Annotated in this window: 12 protein-coding genes; 7 read left to right on the top strand and 5 right to left on the bottom strand. The window is 65.7% G+C overall.

Annotated elements, in window-relative coordinates:
* Positions 1–83: 83 nt before the first annotated feature.
* The gene (locus tag AC629_RS13115; protein WP_084805171.1) at positions 84–2693 is read right to left on the bottom strand and encodes an ATP-dependent helicase; all 2610 of its coding nucleotides are present in this window, start codon (positions 2691–2693) and stop codon (positions 84–86) included.
* A 240-nt stretch (positions 2694–2933) separates the two neighbouring features.
* Here AC629_RS13115 and AC629_RS13110 point away from each other — a divergent pair, with 240 nt between their 5' ends.
* Positions 2934–3104: a DUF1328 domain-containing protein gene (locus AC629_RS13110; RefSeq protein WP_074116717.1), complete on the top strand. Its 171-nt coding sequence runs from the start codon at positions 2934–2936 to the stop codon at positions 3102–3104.
* 151 nt (positions 3105–3255) lie between these two features.
* Here the strand turns inward: AC629_RS13110 and AC629_RS13105 are convergent, their stop codons facing one another.
* Positions 3256–3756 carry a thioesterase family protein gene (locus tag AC629_RS13105; RefSeq protein WP_245331839.1) on the bottom strand — a complete coding sequence of 167 codons (501 nt, stop codon included), beginning with the start codon at positions 3754–3756 and terminating at the stop codon, positions 3256–3258.
* Positions 3757–3864: 108 nt separating this feature from the next.
* Here AC629_RS13105 and AC629_RS13100 point away from each other — a divergent pair, with 108 nt between their 5' ends.
* Complete coding sequence (locus AC629_RS13100) at positions 3865–5289, top strand: FAD-binding oxidoreductase (RefSeq protein WP_084805170.1); 1425 nt, start codon at positions 3865–3867, stop codon at positions 5287–5289.
* Positions 5290–5399: 110 nt separating this feature from the next.
* Here AC629_RS13100 and AC629_RS48595 read toward each other — a convergent pair whose 3' ends face one another.
* Positions 5400–5714, bottom strand: a complete 315-nt coding sequence (locus tag AC629_RS48595) for a hypothetical protein (protein ID WP_245331838.1) — start codon at positions 5712–5714, stop codon at positions 5400–5402.
* Here AC629_RS48595 and AC629_RS13095 point away from each other — a divergent pair.
* Positions 5709–6752, top strand: a complete 1044-nt coding sequence (locus AC629_RS13095) for a Spy/CpxP family protein refolding chaperone (RefSeq protein WP_245331837.1) — start codon at positions 5709–5711, stop codon at positions 6750–6752. The two genes, AC629_RS48595 and AC629_RS13095, sit on opposite strands and share 6 nt — an antisense overlap.
* Before the next feature lie 115 nt (positions 6753–6867).
* Entirely contained in the window at positions 6868–7230 is a 363-nt protein-coding gene (locus AC629_RS13090; RefSeq protein ID WP_084805168.1) for a hypothetical protein, read from the top strand.
* Between the two features lie 6 nt (positions 7231–7236).
* Here the strand turns inward: AC629_RS13090 and AC629_RS13085 are convergent, their stop codons facing one another.
* Both AC629_RS13085 and AC629_RS13080 read right to left on the bottom strand, forming a co-directional pair.
* Positions 7237–8916, bottom strand: coding sequence for a SulP family inorganic anion transporter (locus tag AC629_RS13085; RefSeq protein ID WP_084805184.1), 1680 nt, complete (start codon positions 8914–8916; stop codon positions 7237–7239).
* A 294-nt stretch (positions 8917–9210) separates the two neighbouring features.
* Positions 9211–10692: a caspase family protein gene (locus tag AC629_RS13080; protein WP_084805167.1), complete on the bottom strand. Its 1482-nt coding sequence runs from the start codon at positions 10690–10692 to the stop codon at positions 9211–9213.
* A 415-nt stretch (positions 10693–11107) separates the two neighbouring features.
* On the opposite strand from AC629_RS13080, the gene AC629_RS13075 reads away from it, so the two are divergent.
* The 3 genes from AC629_RS13075 to AC629_RS13065 are packed head-to-tail and all read left to right on the top strand — an operon-like array spanning position 11108 to position 14989.
* A complete protein-coding gene (locus AC629_RS13075; protein ID WP_084805166.1) occupies positions 11108–12139 on the top strand; it encodes a TRAP transporter substrate-binding protein in 1032 nt (343 codons plus the stop codon).
* A gap of 7 nt (positions 12140–12146) precedes the next feature.
* Complete coding sequence (locus tag AC629_RS13070; RefSeq protein WP_084805165.1) at positions 12147–14000, top strand: TRAP transporter large permease; 1854 nt, start codon at positions 12147–12149, stop codon at positions 13998–14000.
* Positions 14001–14011: 11 nt separating this feature from the next.
* Positions 14012–14989 carry a hydroxyacid dehydrogenase gene (locus AC629_RS13065; RefSeq protein ID WP_084805164.1) on the top strand — a complete coding sequence of 326 codons (978 nt, stop codon included), beginning with the start codon at positions 14012–14014 and terminating at the stop codon, positions 14987–14989.
* Positions 14990–15087: the final 98 nt, after the last annotated feature.

Below are 15087 nucleotides of genomic sequence, written 5' to 3'. Positions count from 1 at the left end.
CTGATACGGGGAAGTTCGCCATGGTCAAGGGGCGTGCAGGGAAGAAACGCGGCGGCGTTACGCCGCCGCAACAGTACGGGCTCTCATGCCCGCTGCACGAAGCTGTCCACGACCTTCTTCTCGCCGGCCTTGTCGAAGGCGATGGTGAGCTTGTTGCCGTCGATCTTGGTGACGCGGCCGTAGCCGAATTTCTGGTGGAAGACGCGGTCGGAGAGCGAAAATTCCGAGGTCGTGCCGGTGGATTTGGCCACCAGCTCACCCTCGATGGTCATCGGCCCGCGGCGGCGCGAGGAGAAGCTGCCGAAATCGGGCGAGGATGACGAGGACGAAAACGACGAAGCCTCTTCCTCGGAGCCACCGCCGCTGCGGCCGCCACCGCGGTTGCGGTTGGCCTGGGCGCGCTGCCAGCCCGGCGTCGAATAGCTGGAGCCGAACGCCTCCATGTCGTCGAAGCGGGAGGCGCCATAGCCGCCGGAGCCGCCCCAGCCCGAGCCGCCCCTGGATTCCGTGATCTCGACATTGGCCGCCGGCAATTCGTCGAGGAAGCGCGACGGAATCGTGGTCGACCAGGTGCCATGAATGCGCCGGTTGGTCGCGAAATAGAGTTTTGCGCGGCGGCGGGCGCGGGTCAGGCCGACATGGCCGAGCCGGCGCTCTTCCTCGAGGCCCGCGCGGCCCTGTTCGTCCAGTGTGCGCTGGCTCGGGAACAGGCCTTCCTCCCAGCCCGGCAGGAACACGTTGTCGAATTCGAGCCCCTTGGCCGAATGCAGCGTCATCAGCGACACCGCGTCTTCCTCGGCACCGCCCTCGCGGTCCATCACCAGCGAGATGTGCTCGAGGAACCCCTGCAGGTTCTCGAACTCCTCCATCGAGCGCACCAGCTCTTTCAGGTTCTCGAGCCGGCCCGCGGCGTCCGCCGAGCGGTCCTTCTGCCACATCTCGGTGTAACCGCTCTCGTCGAGCACGATCTGGGCGAGATCGGTGTGCGCGGTGACTTCGCGCTGGGCGCGCCAGCGGTCGAACTGGGCGACGAGATCGCGCAAGGACCCGCGTGCCTTCGGTTTGAGCTCGTCGGTCTCGACCACCGCGCGCGCCGCCTCGAACAGCGGAATGCGGCGCTTGCGGGCGTGGTCGTGCAGCATCTGCACGGTGGCATCGCCGAGCCCGCGCTTTGGCGTGTTGACGATGCGCTCGAAGGCGAGATCATCGGCGGGCGAATTGATGACGCGCAGATAGGCCAGCGCATCGCGGATTTCAGCGCGCTCGTAGAAGCGCGGACCGCCGATCACGCGATAGGGCAGGCCGAGCGTGACGAAGCGGTCTTCGAACTCGCGCATCTGGTAGGAGGCGCGCACCAGGATCGCGATCTCGTTGAGCTTCTCGCCCTGGCGCTGCAGCTGCTCGATCTCCTCACCGATGCCGCGGGCTTCTTCTTCGGAATCCCAGGCGCCGGTGACCGTGACCTTCTCGCCCTCCACGTCCTCGGTGCGCAGCGTCTTGCCGAGCCGGCCTTCATTGTGCGCGATCAGATGCGAGGCGGCGGCGAGGATATGACCGGTCGAGCGGTAGTTGCGTTCGAGCCGGATGACCTTGGCGCCTGGAAAATCGTGGTCGAAGCGCAGGATGTTGTCGACCTCGGCGCCGCGCCAGCCATAGATCGACTGGTCGTCGTCGCCGACGCAGCAGATGTTCTTGGTGGGGCCCTTCTGCTCCCTCGCCCCGCTTGCGGGGAGAGGGTCGGGGTGAGGGGGAGTCTCCACGAGCGCGGTGCTGGGAGAGTCCCCCTCACCCGCCGCGCTCTGGCGCGCATTTGCGCTGCCGAGCGCGTCGGCCTCTCCCCGCAAGCGGGGAGAGGCGAAGGAGGTGGACGCCGGCGCCTGCGACAGCAGCCGCAGCCACAGATACTGCGCGACGTTAGTGTCCTGGTACTCGTCGACCAGGATGAATTTGAAGCGCTGCTGGTACTGCCGCAGGATGTCCGGGTGCTCGCGGAAGATGCGGATGTTCTCGAGCAGCAGGTCGCCGAAATCGGCCGCGTTCAGGATCTTCAGCCGTTCCTGGTAGCTCGTATAGAGCTTGCCGCCCTTGCCGTTGGCGAACATCGCGGCTTCGCCTGACGGCACCTGAGACGGCATCAGGCCGCGGTTCTTCCAGCCGTCGATCAGGCCGGCCAGCATGCGCGCGGGCCAGCGCTTGTCGTCGATGTTTTCGGCCTGGAGCAGCTGCTTGAGCAGCCGCACCTGGTCGTCGACATCGAGCACAGTGAAATTCGATTTGAGCTGCGCCAGCTCGGCATGGGTGCGCAGGATGCGGCCGCCGATGGAGTGGAAGGTGCCGAGCCACGGCATGCCTTCGACGGCGTGGCCGAGCATCTGGCCGAGCCGGTGCTTCATCTCGCGCGCCGCCTTGTTGGTGAAGGTCACCGACAGGATCTCACCTGGGCGGGCGCGGCCCTGGCTCAGGATGTGAGCGATGCGCGTGGTCAGCACGCGCGTCTTGCCGGTGCCGGCACCGGCCAGCACGAGGACCGGGCCGTCCAGGGTCTCCACCGCCTCGCGTTGCTCGGGATTGAGCCCGGACAGATATTTCGGGCCCACCGAGGCGCGCGCACGCGCGGCGATGCCGCCGGCTGCGGGCTGGTGGTCGGGGACGCTTTGGGACGTAGTCTTGCTCGGCTCGGTCATGCGAATCATTAGCCCCACGATGGCACCGCGGGGTCGTGGGAGGGAGCCTTCTTAACAGGGATTGGTGCCTATATGGGGCGGCCAGGCGGGGTTTTCCACGTACGCGCCTGGCCGATTTGTTCCTCGAGGCCGAGCTAATTTCCACCTGGCGTACGCAGGAACCTTCGTTCCCACGTCGAGATTGTCAGGGCAAGTGAGGCGCGTCAGCCGCGCCGATTGCAGACAGACATCAAGACAGAGGTTTTGACCATGCTTGGCTGGGTTGTAACGTTTCTGATTATCGCGCTGATCGCGGGTATCCTGGGCTTTGGCGGCATCGCCGGGGCTTCGATCGAAATCGCCAAGATCATCTTCTTCATCGCGGTCGTTCTGTTCCTGGTTTCGGCCGTGGTCGGCCTGGCCCGCGGCCGCAGGATCTAGCGGTGTAAGTCCCTCATGGTGAGGAGCGCGAAGCGCGTCTCCCGGACGATGCTTCGCATCGCCTAGAGAACCATGAGGCCCGACTGTGGCCTGCATCCTTCGAGTCGCCCGCTTTGCGGGCTCCTCAGGATGAGGGGTTACAGGAGGCTCGTTAGCTCCGCTTCGAGGGCATCGCCACGTTCCGGCCAATGCCCTCGGGGCGCGGTATGGCGCTGTGGGCCCCGACGACGGTTCGAATGCGCTCGGCTATATCGGGCGGAAAAGGCGCCACCTTTCGCGAGCTCATGTCGATGTGGAGCGACATGTTTTCGGAAGTAGCCGACAGCCAGCCTTCGGTTGCGTGCCGCAACTCCTCGAACGTGTGCAGCCGCTTGTCGTCAGCTTCCAGCAACCAGACCGACACCTGCACGGGATCGCCGAGGTGGATTTCGCGCAAGTACCGCACATGGCATTCGGCGGTGAAGGTCGAGCCGTTGCGCTCCTTCATGTAGCCCGGCCCGATCCCGAGCTGCAGCCACATCTGGTCGATCGCCCGGTCGAACATCACGTTGTAATAGGCCATGTTGAGGTGGCCGTTGTAGTCGATCCATTGCGGCTCGATCTGCATGACCGAAGCCCGGAACGGCTCCGCCTTAAGTGCATCAGCGGTCATCTCAGGTATATTTCCTTCCCTCACCAATTTCTTCCTGACACGCGTCCGGTCCCTTGACTTGACCGGTCATATGTCCTTTGCCACGGTCTTCTGTCGGGAGGAATTTCCGTGGGTACGACCATCACCAATAATCCGCCGCGGCCGGAGCCGAAAGCCCTCGCGAGCGCACTGGAGCAGCTTGCCGCACGCTTCGGCAACCGCCTCGTCACCTCGCAGGCCGTCCGTGAGCAGCACGGCCACACCACGACGTGGATCGTCAATCAGCCGCCGGACGGCGTGGTGATGGCGCAGGAGACCGCCGACATCCAGGACGTGGTGCGGATCTGCGCCAGGAATCGCGTCCCCGTCATCCCCTTCGGCACCGGCACCTCGCTCGAGGGTCAGGTCAATGCGCCCGCCGGCGGCATCTCGATCGACCTGCGCGACATGAACAAGGTGCTCGCGGTGCATGCCGAGGACCTCGACTGCGTGATCCAGCCCGGCGTGACCCGCAAGGCGCTGAACGAGCATCTACGCGACCAGGGCCTGTTCTTTCCGATCGATCCCGGCGCGGATGCTTCGCTCGGCGGCATGGCCTCGACGCGCGCCTCCGGCACCAATGCGGTGCGCTACGGCACCATGCGCGAAAGCGTGCTGGCATTGAAGGTCGTGCGCGGCGACGGCGAGATCATCACCACCGGCACGCGTGCGAAGAAGTCGTCGGCAGGCTACGACCTGACGCATCTCTTCGTCGGCGCCGAAGGCACGCTCGGCATCATCTCGGAATTGACCATCCGCCTGCGCGGAATTCCCGATACGATCGCGGCTGGCGCCGTGTCGTTCGAGACCGTGCACGGGGCGTGTCAGGCCGTCATCCTGGCGATCCAGACCGGTATTCCCGTTGCACGCATCGAGCTGCTCAATGCCGCGCAGGTGAAGGCCTGCAACGCCTATTCGAAGCTGACGCTGCCGGAGACGCCGCTGCTGCTGATGGAATTCCATGGCAGCGAGATCGAGGTCGCCGAGCAGTCCAAGGCATTCGGCGAGATCGCGAAGGAGTGCGGCGGCGGCGATTTCTCCTGGACCACCAAGCCGGAGGATCGCACGAAACTGTGGCAGGCGCGGCACGATGCCTATTGGTCGGTGAAGGCGCTGCGGCCCGGCAACAGCGTGGGCGTGGTCGCAACCGACGTCTGCGTGCCGATCTCACGCCTTGCCGATTGCGTCAGCGAGACCGAGGACGATCTCAAGCGGCTCAACCTGTTGTCGCCGATCGTCGGCCATGTCGGCGACGGCAATTTCCATTGTTCGCTGGTTTGCGACGTCAATGACGCCGACGAGATGGCGCGCGGCGAGGAATTCATGCATCGCCTCGTCGAGCGGGCGCAGGCGATGGACGGCACCTGCACCGGCGAGCACGGCATCGGCCAGGGCAAGCAGAAATATCTCAAGGCGGAGCTCGGGCCTGAAGCGCTCGATGCGATGCGGGCGCTGAAGAAGGCCCTCGATCCGCTCAATATCTTCAATCCCGGCAAGATCGTGCCGGAGGCGTAGCGTCAGCCTGTCGCGGTGCGACCGGCCGCGTGACGCGGCCGGCGCGGGAACTTTTGGCCCGCGCACCGGTTCCAAATCCCGACACGTTCCGATGCCTCACTGGTGTGGATCTACGGGAGCGTAAGATGTTGCGACCAGTCCTTGGAATTGTCGCGGTGGCCTTGGCTTGCATGCTGGCAGGCGGGGCTCTGGCGAAGGGCGGCGGTGGCCACGGCGGTGGTCATGGCGGCGGTCACGGCGGTGGCCACGGGGGTGGTCACGGTGGCGGGCATCACGGTGGCGGTCATTTCGGCGGCGGCCATTTCGGCCATCATGGTTTTGGTCACGCGCATTTCGGCGGCGGGCATCATGGTTGGAGAGGGTTTGGAGCCGCCGGGCGGCATGGCGGTCCGAACTTCGGTCATATCCGCAATGCGGCCGTGCATCCCACCAATCTCCGCAATGCGCTGAACCTGCACGCCGGTGCATTTCGGAATGGCCGCCTGATCGGCAATCCCGCGGCGCGGGCCCAGATTGCGGCCGCAGCCGCGATAGTCGGCTGGCACGGTGCGGGCAACGGATGGTGGCAGCACCCCGGCGGCTTCTATGGCTGGGTCGGACCTCTGTTCTGGCCGTTCGCCTACAACGATCTCTACGACTACACGGTCTGGGGCGACGGTCTGGGCTTCTGGGGCTACGGCTATCCGGACATCTATGCCGGCATCTTCGGCCCCTATGGCTATGATGGCCTCGCGACCTACCTGCCACAACGTCCCGCGGGACGACGCCACGCCAGGAGCATTCCGCTTGATCAGCTCTGCGGCAGTGACCGTCGCGAGATCGCCGGCCTGCCGGTCGATCAGATCGCAGCCGCGGTGCAGCCGACGGAGACACAGGGCGCGAATCTCGACGAGCTCGGCAACGCCTCGATCCAGGCGGCCGCGATCATCCGTGCGTCATGCCCAACGCAGGTCGCGGCCACGGCGCCCGGTCGGTTGGCGGCGATGCAGCAGCGTATCGACACGATGGTGAAGGCCGTCGAGCTGGTGCAACCGGCGCTCGACAAATTCTATGGGTCGCTCACCGACGAACAGAAGGCACGATTCAACGCGTTGGCAGAGGACCAGCGCCGCACAACAGCGAGCAACGCCAATGCATCGCTGGCGCAGACTTGCGGTGCGCCGGTCGCGCTCGATTGGCCCGGCGCCGAGATCGAAGCCAGGCTCCACCCCAGCGAGACCCAACGTGCGGCTCTGCAAGTGCTTCAGGATACCAGCGCCAGGGTCAATGATGCGCTCAAGGCTGTGTGCCAGCCCAACGACGTGATGACGCCGCCGGCGCGGATGGCTGCGGTCCACAAGCGGCTCGATGTGATGCTGGATGGCGTCAAATCAGTGCGCGCTGCGCTTGAGGATTTCTATGGCACGTTGAATGACGAGCAGAAGGCGCAGTTCGAGGCGATCGGGCCACGTCGGACGTCCTGAGCGCGGCACAGATGTGGCGGAAAAAACCGCCTCGCCGATCTCACTGCGGTTCTCTATGCTGGGTGGAGCTGGAGCACGACAATGTAGTGGCCGGAAGACCACGGGTGGTGGGGTGATGAGGTGGTTCGCGCGCAAGACGCGACAGGACATCTGGGACGAGGCGATCGAGGGGCCGCTCGGCGACATCGAGGCCTCCGCGCGCATCCACGCGATCTGTGAGGCTGCCGCCGCAAGCGCAGCGGGTTCGGCGCGAAACGACAAGCGCGAAAGCGAGCGCTACGAGCGCGCGGCGAAGGTCGCGATGGAAATCGCGATGAAGATCTCGGATGGATTGATGCGCGACGATGCGGTCCATCGCATCGTCGATCTCTGCATGAAGGCGGACGACCTCAAGACCGCGCAGATCCTGTTTCGCGCGATCCATGCAAGCTGGATCCGCGAGAGGGTGCAGCGGGATCACCCGACACTGGCGCAGTGAGCGTGGTTATTTCGCCAGCTTGCGCACGGCCTCGTCGACGCTGTGGAAGACGTGCTCGCGGGGCAGGGCGTCGAACAACCTGAAACGCTCGAACGCGTCCTGGGCGCGCACCGATTCTAGTCGTGCCAGCGCCACCGTGACGCCCTGTTCGTTGCACGTCTTGAATATGTCGAGCAGGATCTGCGCGGCGGTGAAGTCGATCTCGACCATGCCGCTCGCCTCCAGCACCAGGAGTTGCGGGGGCGCCGTGCAGAGCACCTTGTCCACGTCGCTGCGGAAGCCCGGCGCGTTGAGGAACGAGAGCGGGGCCTGCAGCCCGACCACGGCAACGCCGGCGATGCGCTCGCCGGTGATATGCGGATGCGCCGGCCACCAGATCGTGGTGCCCGGAACGCGCTCGAACTCGATGAGCCGAGCGCGCGTCGTGCTCCAGATGCCGTGCAGCAGCGACAGCACGATGCCGAGGAACGCGCCCTGCTGGATCGGCAGCACGATGATCAGCGCGGCGGTGGCGACGATGAGCAGGAACTCGCTGAAGGACTGACGGTAGATCGTGATGATCTGTGCCACGCGGATGATGCGCAGCGCCACGAACAGCAGTATGCCGGCGAGCGCGGCGTCCGGCACGTGCCGCAACAATCCCGTTCCGAATGCGAGCAGCGCCAGCACGATTGCCGCAGCCGCAAGGCCCGTGAGCTGCGATTGTCCGCCGGTCTCCGCGACGATCCCGGTCCGCGGCGGGCTGGCATTGACCGGAAACGCACCGAACAGGCCGGCCAGCACGCTGCCGGCGCCCGCACCGAGGAAGTCGCGGTCGACATCGGCGGGCTTGTCGGGATCGGAGGGGAACGACCGCGTCGTCGCGGCGGTCTGCACCATCACCACGACCGTGATCACGAAGGCGAGCGGCACGAGGCGTACCCAAGACTCCGGCGCAAGCTCGGGCAGGGTCAGCCGCGGCAGTGTGCCCGGAACGGCGCCGACGACATTGATGCCCTTGCTCTCGAGGCCGAGCGCGATTGTGGCCAGTGTCGCGGCGACGAGCCCGATCAGCGCGCCGGGGATTTTTGCGCTGACCATCTCCGAGATGAAGACCACGGCCAGCACGCCGAGGCCGATGCATAGCGTGAAGGGATTGGTGCGGCCGAGTTCGGTTGCAAGCACGCCGATGCGATCGAGCGTCGGCCCGCTCGGCGATTCCAGCCCGAGCACGCCCGGCAATTGCGACACGATGATGTGGACGGAGATGCCGGCGAGGAAGCCGACCATGACCGGCACCGACAAAAGGTTTGCGATGCCGCCGAGCCGGAAGGCGCCGCCGGCCAGCATCATCGCGCCGACCATCAGCGCCAGCGCGATTGAGAGGCCCTGGTATTCGGGCGAGCCGGCCGTCGCGAGCGCAGCAAGCCCTCCGGCGAAGATCGGCGTGATCGTGGAGTCGGCGCCGCAGGACAGGAAGCGATTGCCGCCGAGTAGGGCAAAGCCGAGCGAGCCCGCCATGAAGGCGAAGAAGCCGATCTGCGGTGCGAAGCCGCCGAGCCGGGCCGTTGCCATCTGCTCGGGGATCGCGATCGCCGCCAGCGTCAGCCCCGCGATGAGGTCGCCGGGCAGGGAATAGGATGCGAGCGACCGGAACAGCGGCCATGAGGTGTTCGATGATTCCTTGGTGTGAGCGTTGTGCGGCATCGAGGTCCCCGGAAAGCCTGTGTCGGCCAATCAGACTACAGCATTTCCGGAAAGTGACGGATGGCGAATATGCGCGACTCTCGTGTCCCGGACGCGCTGCAACGCGGCAGCGTTGGTGCGCAGAGCCGGGACCCATCACGCCGCACAGGTCGCTGCCGCGTGGGCCCCGGCTCTGCAGCGCACCGCCGAAGAGCGCTGCGCTGCGTCCGGGGCACGAGAGCGGTTGATCGCTCACCATATCAACAGAAACGTCCGCAGGCCGGCGCTTGCGGACGTTTTTCGCAAGTCCGGGTCTCAGTATCTGCTGCGATAGCCGTCGCCGCCGTGCCCCATGTCTCCGCCACGGCCTCCGCCCATACCCAGGCCAAGACCGATCCCTAGACCGATGCCTTGCATGATGGCGGCGGGCGGCGGGCCGGGGGGCGGGGCGCGCTCGACGACCACTTCGTCGGGCGGTGCCCGGCGCGGCTTCGTCGGCGTCTCGACGACCTTGCGCTTCCGCGGCGGCGTGTCGTCGACACGCTTCTTGATGACAGGCGCCACTGCCGGGTTCACCGGCGTTGCCGGCGTGGAGCACGGACAGGTCGGCGCCATCGCGACGGCGACCGGAGCAGGGGCCGCCGCGGCCGCAACCGGCAGGCCAAAATTGCGGTTCTGCACGCGGAGCAGCAGCCTGCGCGCGGTCGCGGCGAGATCGCTGTTGTCCCAGTTGGCGAGATACGCCTCGAACGAAGCGCGGGTGTTGATCGAGACCGCACGCTCCCAGGCCAGCATCTGGCGCCGGCGCTCCAGGATCGTGCGCAGGCGCGGCGTGAAGGAGGCCTGCGTGAACAGCTCGACGTAAGCCTGGTACGCCGGCACGGTGTCGTCGGCGATCACGAGCTCATAGGCTGCCTTCGGATCCTTGCCTTGCAAATCCCTCCGCCAATCCTCGACGCTGAGCGTGCCGCTGGCGAGTGCCATGGAGGATGCGCCCGGAATGGAGGACGGCTGGCTGCCGTCGCCGAAGAACCTGAAGTCGGTCGTCAGCGACGAGCTTTCCCAGGGGATCTGCCGTCCGTCGGTCGACTGCGCCACCGCAATGCGGATGCGCTTGAACACTTCCTCGATCGGCAGATTCGGCTCCTTGGCGACCGTGAGTGCTGCCGTCGTGTAGGGGCTGTCGGCGCCGTTGCCGTCCTCGGCCTCCGCGCCGGGCGAGGTCGAATAGGAGATGAACGAGCCGGGCGCGCCGGCCTTGGTGTCGACGATCGCGAGCCCATGGCCGGCGCCGCTGAGCGCCGGGAACGGATTGTTGCGGCAGGCGTCGAGCATGAAGATGCGCGCGCGCGTCGGCAGCGCGCCGAGCGTGTTGAGCAGGTCGTTCAGCCGCACGCCCTGGAGCGGAATGTCGGCCTCGCGCTTGGGATCGAGATCGACCGGCACCAGATAATTCTCGCCGTCGATCTGCAGGCCGTGGCCGGCATAGAACACCAGCGCGACGGTGTCGGCGCCGCTGGCGCTGACCTTGCCGGCGAAATCCGAGATCGCCTGGCGCATGTCGTTCTGCGCGAGATTGTCCGCCGTGGTGACGCTGAAGCCGGCATTGCCGAGCAGCTCGGTCATGCCCCTGGCGTCGTTGGCGGCGTTGGGCAGCTCCGGCACGGTGCGATAGGCGGATTGGCCGATCACGAGCGCGAGCCGGGCTTCGGCAGCCGCGTCCGTCGGCGTCATCAGTTGTGTGAGAGCAAGAAGGCCGGATGCAAAAAGCAAATTGCAAAAGACTGGACGGCGCATGGTGTCACCTCCATCGGCAATATTTGCGATGATGTCAGCTTTTCTAGGCCGCCGCCACGCATCTGTCTGTGCACTGGATCACGCTACGAGCTGCGGCAAAATGGGGCAGGGTGTCTGCCGGAGCCGGCGGCGCATCGTTCTGCCGCCATCCATGTGAATTGCGCATTGATCCATGCGCCAATTGGATCGATGCTTGCTGGTGCGCGGAATCGTCCTCTCGCATATCGGGCCGCAAGCCGATCCTCATCGAGAATTCCTGTAAAACATGGCTGCTTTGCACGGCGTCCATGCCATCGTCATTCGCCGCGCGCCGCTTCGTGACAGCTGGCCGCAACTCTTGCCTGCCTCGTCGCTTTGGCCATACAGTCCGCGCAACAGTTCGCGACAACAAACAAAAACGCCTGGGGAGAGATTCATGACCATCGTGCCTGTGAACCGTCGCACGTTCATCAAATCGTCGACGGCGGTGACCGCCGGCCTCGTGCTCTCTCCCGCGATCATCGGCCGTGCTGAAGCGGCGACGATGAAGCTGAAATGCTCCTCCTCGCTGCCGAACGATCCCAAATTCGCCAACGGCCGCGTCTACTACGACAACCTCGTCAAGAACCTGAAGGCGAACGGGCTCGGCGAGCAGGTCGAGGTCGCCTTCTTCCCCGACAACCAGCTCGGCCAGGAGATCGACGTCATCAACTCGGTCAAGCTCGGCGTCATCGATCTCATGGTTTCTGGCTCGTCGATCTCGGCCAATCTGGTGCCGCTGGTCGGTACCTACGACCTCGGCTTTCTCTTCTCGAGTTTCCCGCAGCAGACCAAGGCGTTCGACGCCGGCGCGGCCAAGCCGATCGAGGACGCGCTGCTCAAGGGCAGCAACATCCGCATTATCGCCTGGGCCTATAATTTCGGCTCGCGCAGCGTACTTGCAAAGAAGCCGGTGAAGACGCCGGAGGATCTCGCCGGCCTCAAGATCCGCACCCTGCCAAATCCCGTCATCACGGAATGCCTGCGGCTGATGGGAGCGGCTGCGACGCCGCTTGCATTCGGCGAAATCTACACAGCGTTGCAGGCCGGCGTGCTGGACGGGCTGGAGCACGATCCACCGACGATCCTGGCCAGCAAGTTCTTCGAGACGGCAAAATACTATGCGCTGACGCAGCACAATTTCTCGCCGCTCGCGATCTACTTCAGCGACATGACCTACAACCGCATGGACCCGAAGCTGCGCGAGGGCTTCCTCGATGCCGCGAAGAAGGCCGCGGCCGACACGCGGACCCACGGGCTTGCGGTCGAGAAGGAGGCGCTCGCGACTTTGACCGAGAAGGGCGTGACGGTGGCCGAATGCGACCGCGAGGCGTTCAAGAAGCGCGTCGCGCCGCAGACCGAGAACTTCATCAAGGCACGGCCGGAATCCAAGGCCGTCATTGACATCATCCGCGCGACTCAAGCCTGAGGTACCGATGACAGGCGCCGCGTCCCTCTCGGGCGGCCGCCACGGGAGCATTACGCTACTGCTTCGCTGCAGCGACGCGATCGCGGCCATCCTGCTGGCCGCGGATCTCGTGGTGGTGTGCGCCTCCGTGCTGCTGCGTTTCTTCTTCAACGCTCCGGTGGAATGGTCGGACGACGTCGCGCGCGGCCTGATGGTCGGCTCGGCCTTCTTCGGCGCGGCGAGCGCGCTCGCGCGTGGCGAGAATGTCGGCGTGTCCTTCTTCCGCGACCTGTTGCCGGTGCGCGTGCGCACGCTGGTCGATGCCGCCAGCGCGCTCCTGATCGTGCTGATCTCCGGCTATGTCGCCTACAACGCCATCAAGCTCGGCTCGCTGACATCAGGCCAGACCACCGGATCAGGCCTGCCGCTGGAGCTGACCTTCTATCCGATGGGCATCGGCGCGCTGTTCATGACGGTGTTTGCGATCGACCATCTCTGCGCAAGGCCGGCTCCTGATATCGTCAGGGGTCTCGTCGCGATCGTGATCGTCACCGGCCTCTATCTCGCCTGGGATTATCTGTCGCCGTCCTCGTTGCCGTCGGCAGGCACGCTGATGCTGATCGGCTTCTTCGCAACGCTGTTCGGCGGATTGCCGATCGGCTTCGCGCTGGCGCTGGCCGCGCTGATCTTCATCTGGGTCGAGGGCACGCCGCCCGGCGTCATCTTCGCGCAGCAGATGGCACGCGGCATCGACAATTTCGTGCTGCTCGCGATCCCCTTCTTCATCCTCGTCGGCTACCTCATGGAAGCCAACGGCATGTCGTTGCGGCTGATCGAGCTGTTGCAGCGCGCCGTGGGGCGAATGCGTGGCGGCTTGAACGTCGTGATGGTGGCCTCGATGGTGCTGTTCTCCGGCATCTCGGGCTCGAAGATGGCCGATGTCGCCGCGGTTGGCTCCGTGCTGATCCCGGCGGCGCGCCGCTCGAAGCAAAATCCGGGCGGCGCGGTGGCGCTGCTCGCGGCGTCCGCGGTGATGGCGGAAACCATTCCGCCCTGCATCAACCTGATCATCCTCGGTTTCGTGGCGAACCTGTCGATCGGCGGCCTGTTCGTCGCCGGCCTGCTGCCGGCGGCGCTGATGGCGGCGGTCCTGATCGCCGTCTCCATCATCTTCGGCAAGCGCCCGACTGATGTCGAGGAGGTCGAGCCGCAGATGCCGGTGTCGGGCTTGTGGACCGGGGCGATCGCCTCGTTCGGCCTGATCTTCATGATCTTCTTCGGCTTCAAGAGCGGCTTTGCCACTGCGACCGAGATCTCGGCCTTCGCCGTGGCCTATGCGCTCGTGGTCGGCAGCGTGGTGTTCCGCGAGCTCAGCTTCAAATCGGCCGCGCACAGCTTTATCCAGGCGGCTACGCGCGCGGGGCTCGTGCTGTTCATCGTCGCCGCCGCGCAGTCGCTGGCGTTCACGCTGACCTTGCAGCAGATACCGCATGCCGTCGGCGACTTCATGCTCGGATTGTCCAAGACCAGCGGCGTCTGGCTGTTCATCCTGCTCGCGATCGCCGTGCTGATCGTGATGGGCTCGGTGCTCGAGGGCGCGGCCGCGCTGATCATCTTCGGGCCGCTGCTCTTGCCGGTGGCGGTGCAGCTTGGTGTCGATCCCCTGCATTTCGGCGTGGTGCTGGTCATCGCGATGGGCATCGGCCTGTTCGCGCCGCCGCTCGGGCTCGGACTCTACGGCGCCTGCCTGATCGGCAACGTGCCGATCGAGCAGACGGTGAAGCCGATCATGGGCTATCTTGGCCTCTTGTTCCTCTGCCTGCTCGTCATCGCCTTCGTGCCGTGGCTCAGTACCGCGCTGCCGCGCGCGTTCGGCTATTGAAGGAGTTCTGAGTGAAAGTCCTGCTCGCACACACGCCGGAGATGCGCCGCAATTACTACGGCGATCGCAGCCTGAACGGCTTGCGCGCGGCCGCTGAGGTGATCCTGCACGAGGGCAATCAGCCGCTCGACGCGGCGAGCCTCGTGCAGGCGGCGCAGGATGCGGACATCATCGTCGCCGATCGCATGACCGAGGGACGCGGCGAGATCTTTGCGCAACTGCCGCACCTGCGTGCCTTCGTCCGCTGCGCCGTCGACATCCGCAACGTCAATGTCGATGCAGCCTCGAGCGCCGGCGTGCTCGTGACCCGTGCCGGTCCCGGTTTCGTGCAGGCCGTGGCCGAACTCGCGCTCGGCTTCATGGTCGATCTCTCCCGCGGCGTATCGCGGACGACGGCGGACTACCAGGCCGGCCGCAAGCCCGAGGCGCGGATGGGCCGCCAGCTCGCCGGCAGCCGGATCGGCATCATCGGTTATGGCAGCATCGGGCGTTATCTCGCCGAGGTCGCCAAGGTGCTGCGTATGGAGGTGCTGGTCTCCGATCCCTTCGCGACCGTCGGCGATGCCAGCATCAGGCAGGTCAGTCTCGACGAGCTCCTGTCCACGTCGGACTACGTCGTCTGCCTCGCCATCGCCAACGAGCAGACTGAGAACCTGGTCGGCGAGGCGGCGCTGGCGCGGATGCAGAAGCATGCTGTCTTCATCAATCTCTCGCGCGGCAATCTCGTCGACGAGGCCGCGTTGGCACGCGCGCTGCTCGAGAACCGCATTGCGGGCGCAGCGATGGACGTCGGCCGTGCGCCGGACCAGATGCCGACGCCGGAGCTGGCGAAGCTTCCCAACGTCGTGGCGACGCCGCATGTCGGCGGGCTGACGCCGCAGGCGATCGAGTATCAGTCGCTGGAAACGGTGCGGCAGGTGGAAGCGATCGTCAAAGGCGAGGTCCCCCAGGGCGCCGTCAATGCCGAGCGCTGGACACGACGGCCCTGAACCGACGGGTCTATGGCAAGTTACACTGACGCTGGGAGCGCTGAAGCTTCCACATCGTCATGCCCGGGCCCGCTCAACGGGCATTCATGAAAATCGCT

Source organism: Bradyrhizobium sp. NAS80.1 (assembly GCF_001908205.1).
In the GTDB taxonomy this organism is placed as follows: domain Bacteria; phylum Pseudomonadota; class Alphaproteobacteria; order Rhizobiales; family Xanthobacteraceae; genus Bradyrhizobium.
The sequence above is the reverse complement of the archived record's forward strand: the minus strand, read 5'-3'. Positions and strand labels throughout refer to the sequence as shown.

What these genes read in the sequence shown, in the direction of transcription:
- AC629_RS13115 (WP_084805171.1), bottom strand. Translation starts at nt 2,693, where the DNA reads ATGATTCGCATGACCGAGCCGAGCAAGACTACGTCCCAAAGCGTCCCC.
- AC629_RS13110 (WP_074116717.1), top strand. Translation starts at nt 2,934, where the DNA reads ATGCTTGGCTGGGTTGTAACGTTTCTGATTATCGCGCTGATCGCGGGT.
- AC629_RS13105 (WP_245331839.1), bottom strand. Translation starts at nt 3,756, where the DNA reads ATGACCGCTGATGCACTTAAGGCGGAGCCGTTCCGGGCTTCGGTCATG.
- AC629_RS48595 (WP_245331838.1), bottom strand. Translation starts at nt 5,714, where the DNA reads ATGCACGGCCGCATTGCGGATATGACCGAAGTTCGGACCGCCATGCCG.
- AC629_RS13090 (WP_084805168.1), top strand. Translation starts at nt 6,868, where the DNA reads ATGAGGTGGTTCGCGCGCAAGACGCGACAGGACATCTGGGACGAGGCG.
- AC629_RS13085 (WP_084805184.1), bottom strand. Translation starts at nt 8,916, where the DNA reads ATGCCGCACAACGCTCACACCAAGGAATCATCGAACACCTCATGGCCG.
- AC629_RS13080 (WP_084805167.1), bottom strand. Translation starts at nt 10,692, where the DNA reads ATGCGCCGTCCAGTCTTTTGCAATTTGCTTTTTGCATCCGGCCTTCTT.
- AC629_RS13075 (WP_084805166.1), top strand. Translation starts at nt 11,108, where the DNA reads ATGACCATCGTGCCTGTGAACCGTCGCACGTTCATCAAATCGTCGACG.
- AC629_RS13070 (WP_084805165.1), top strand. Translation starts at nt 12,147, where the DNA reads ATGACAGGCGCCGCGTCCCTCTCGGGCGGCCGCCACGGGAGCATTACG.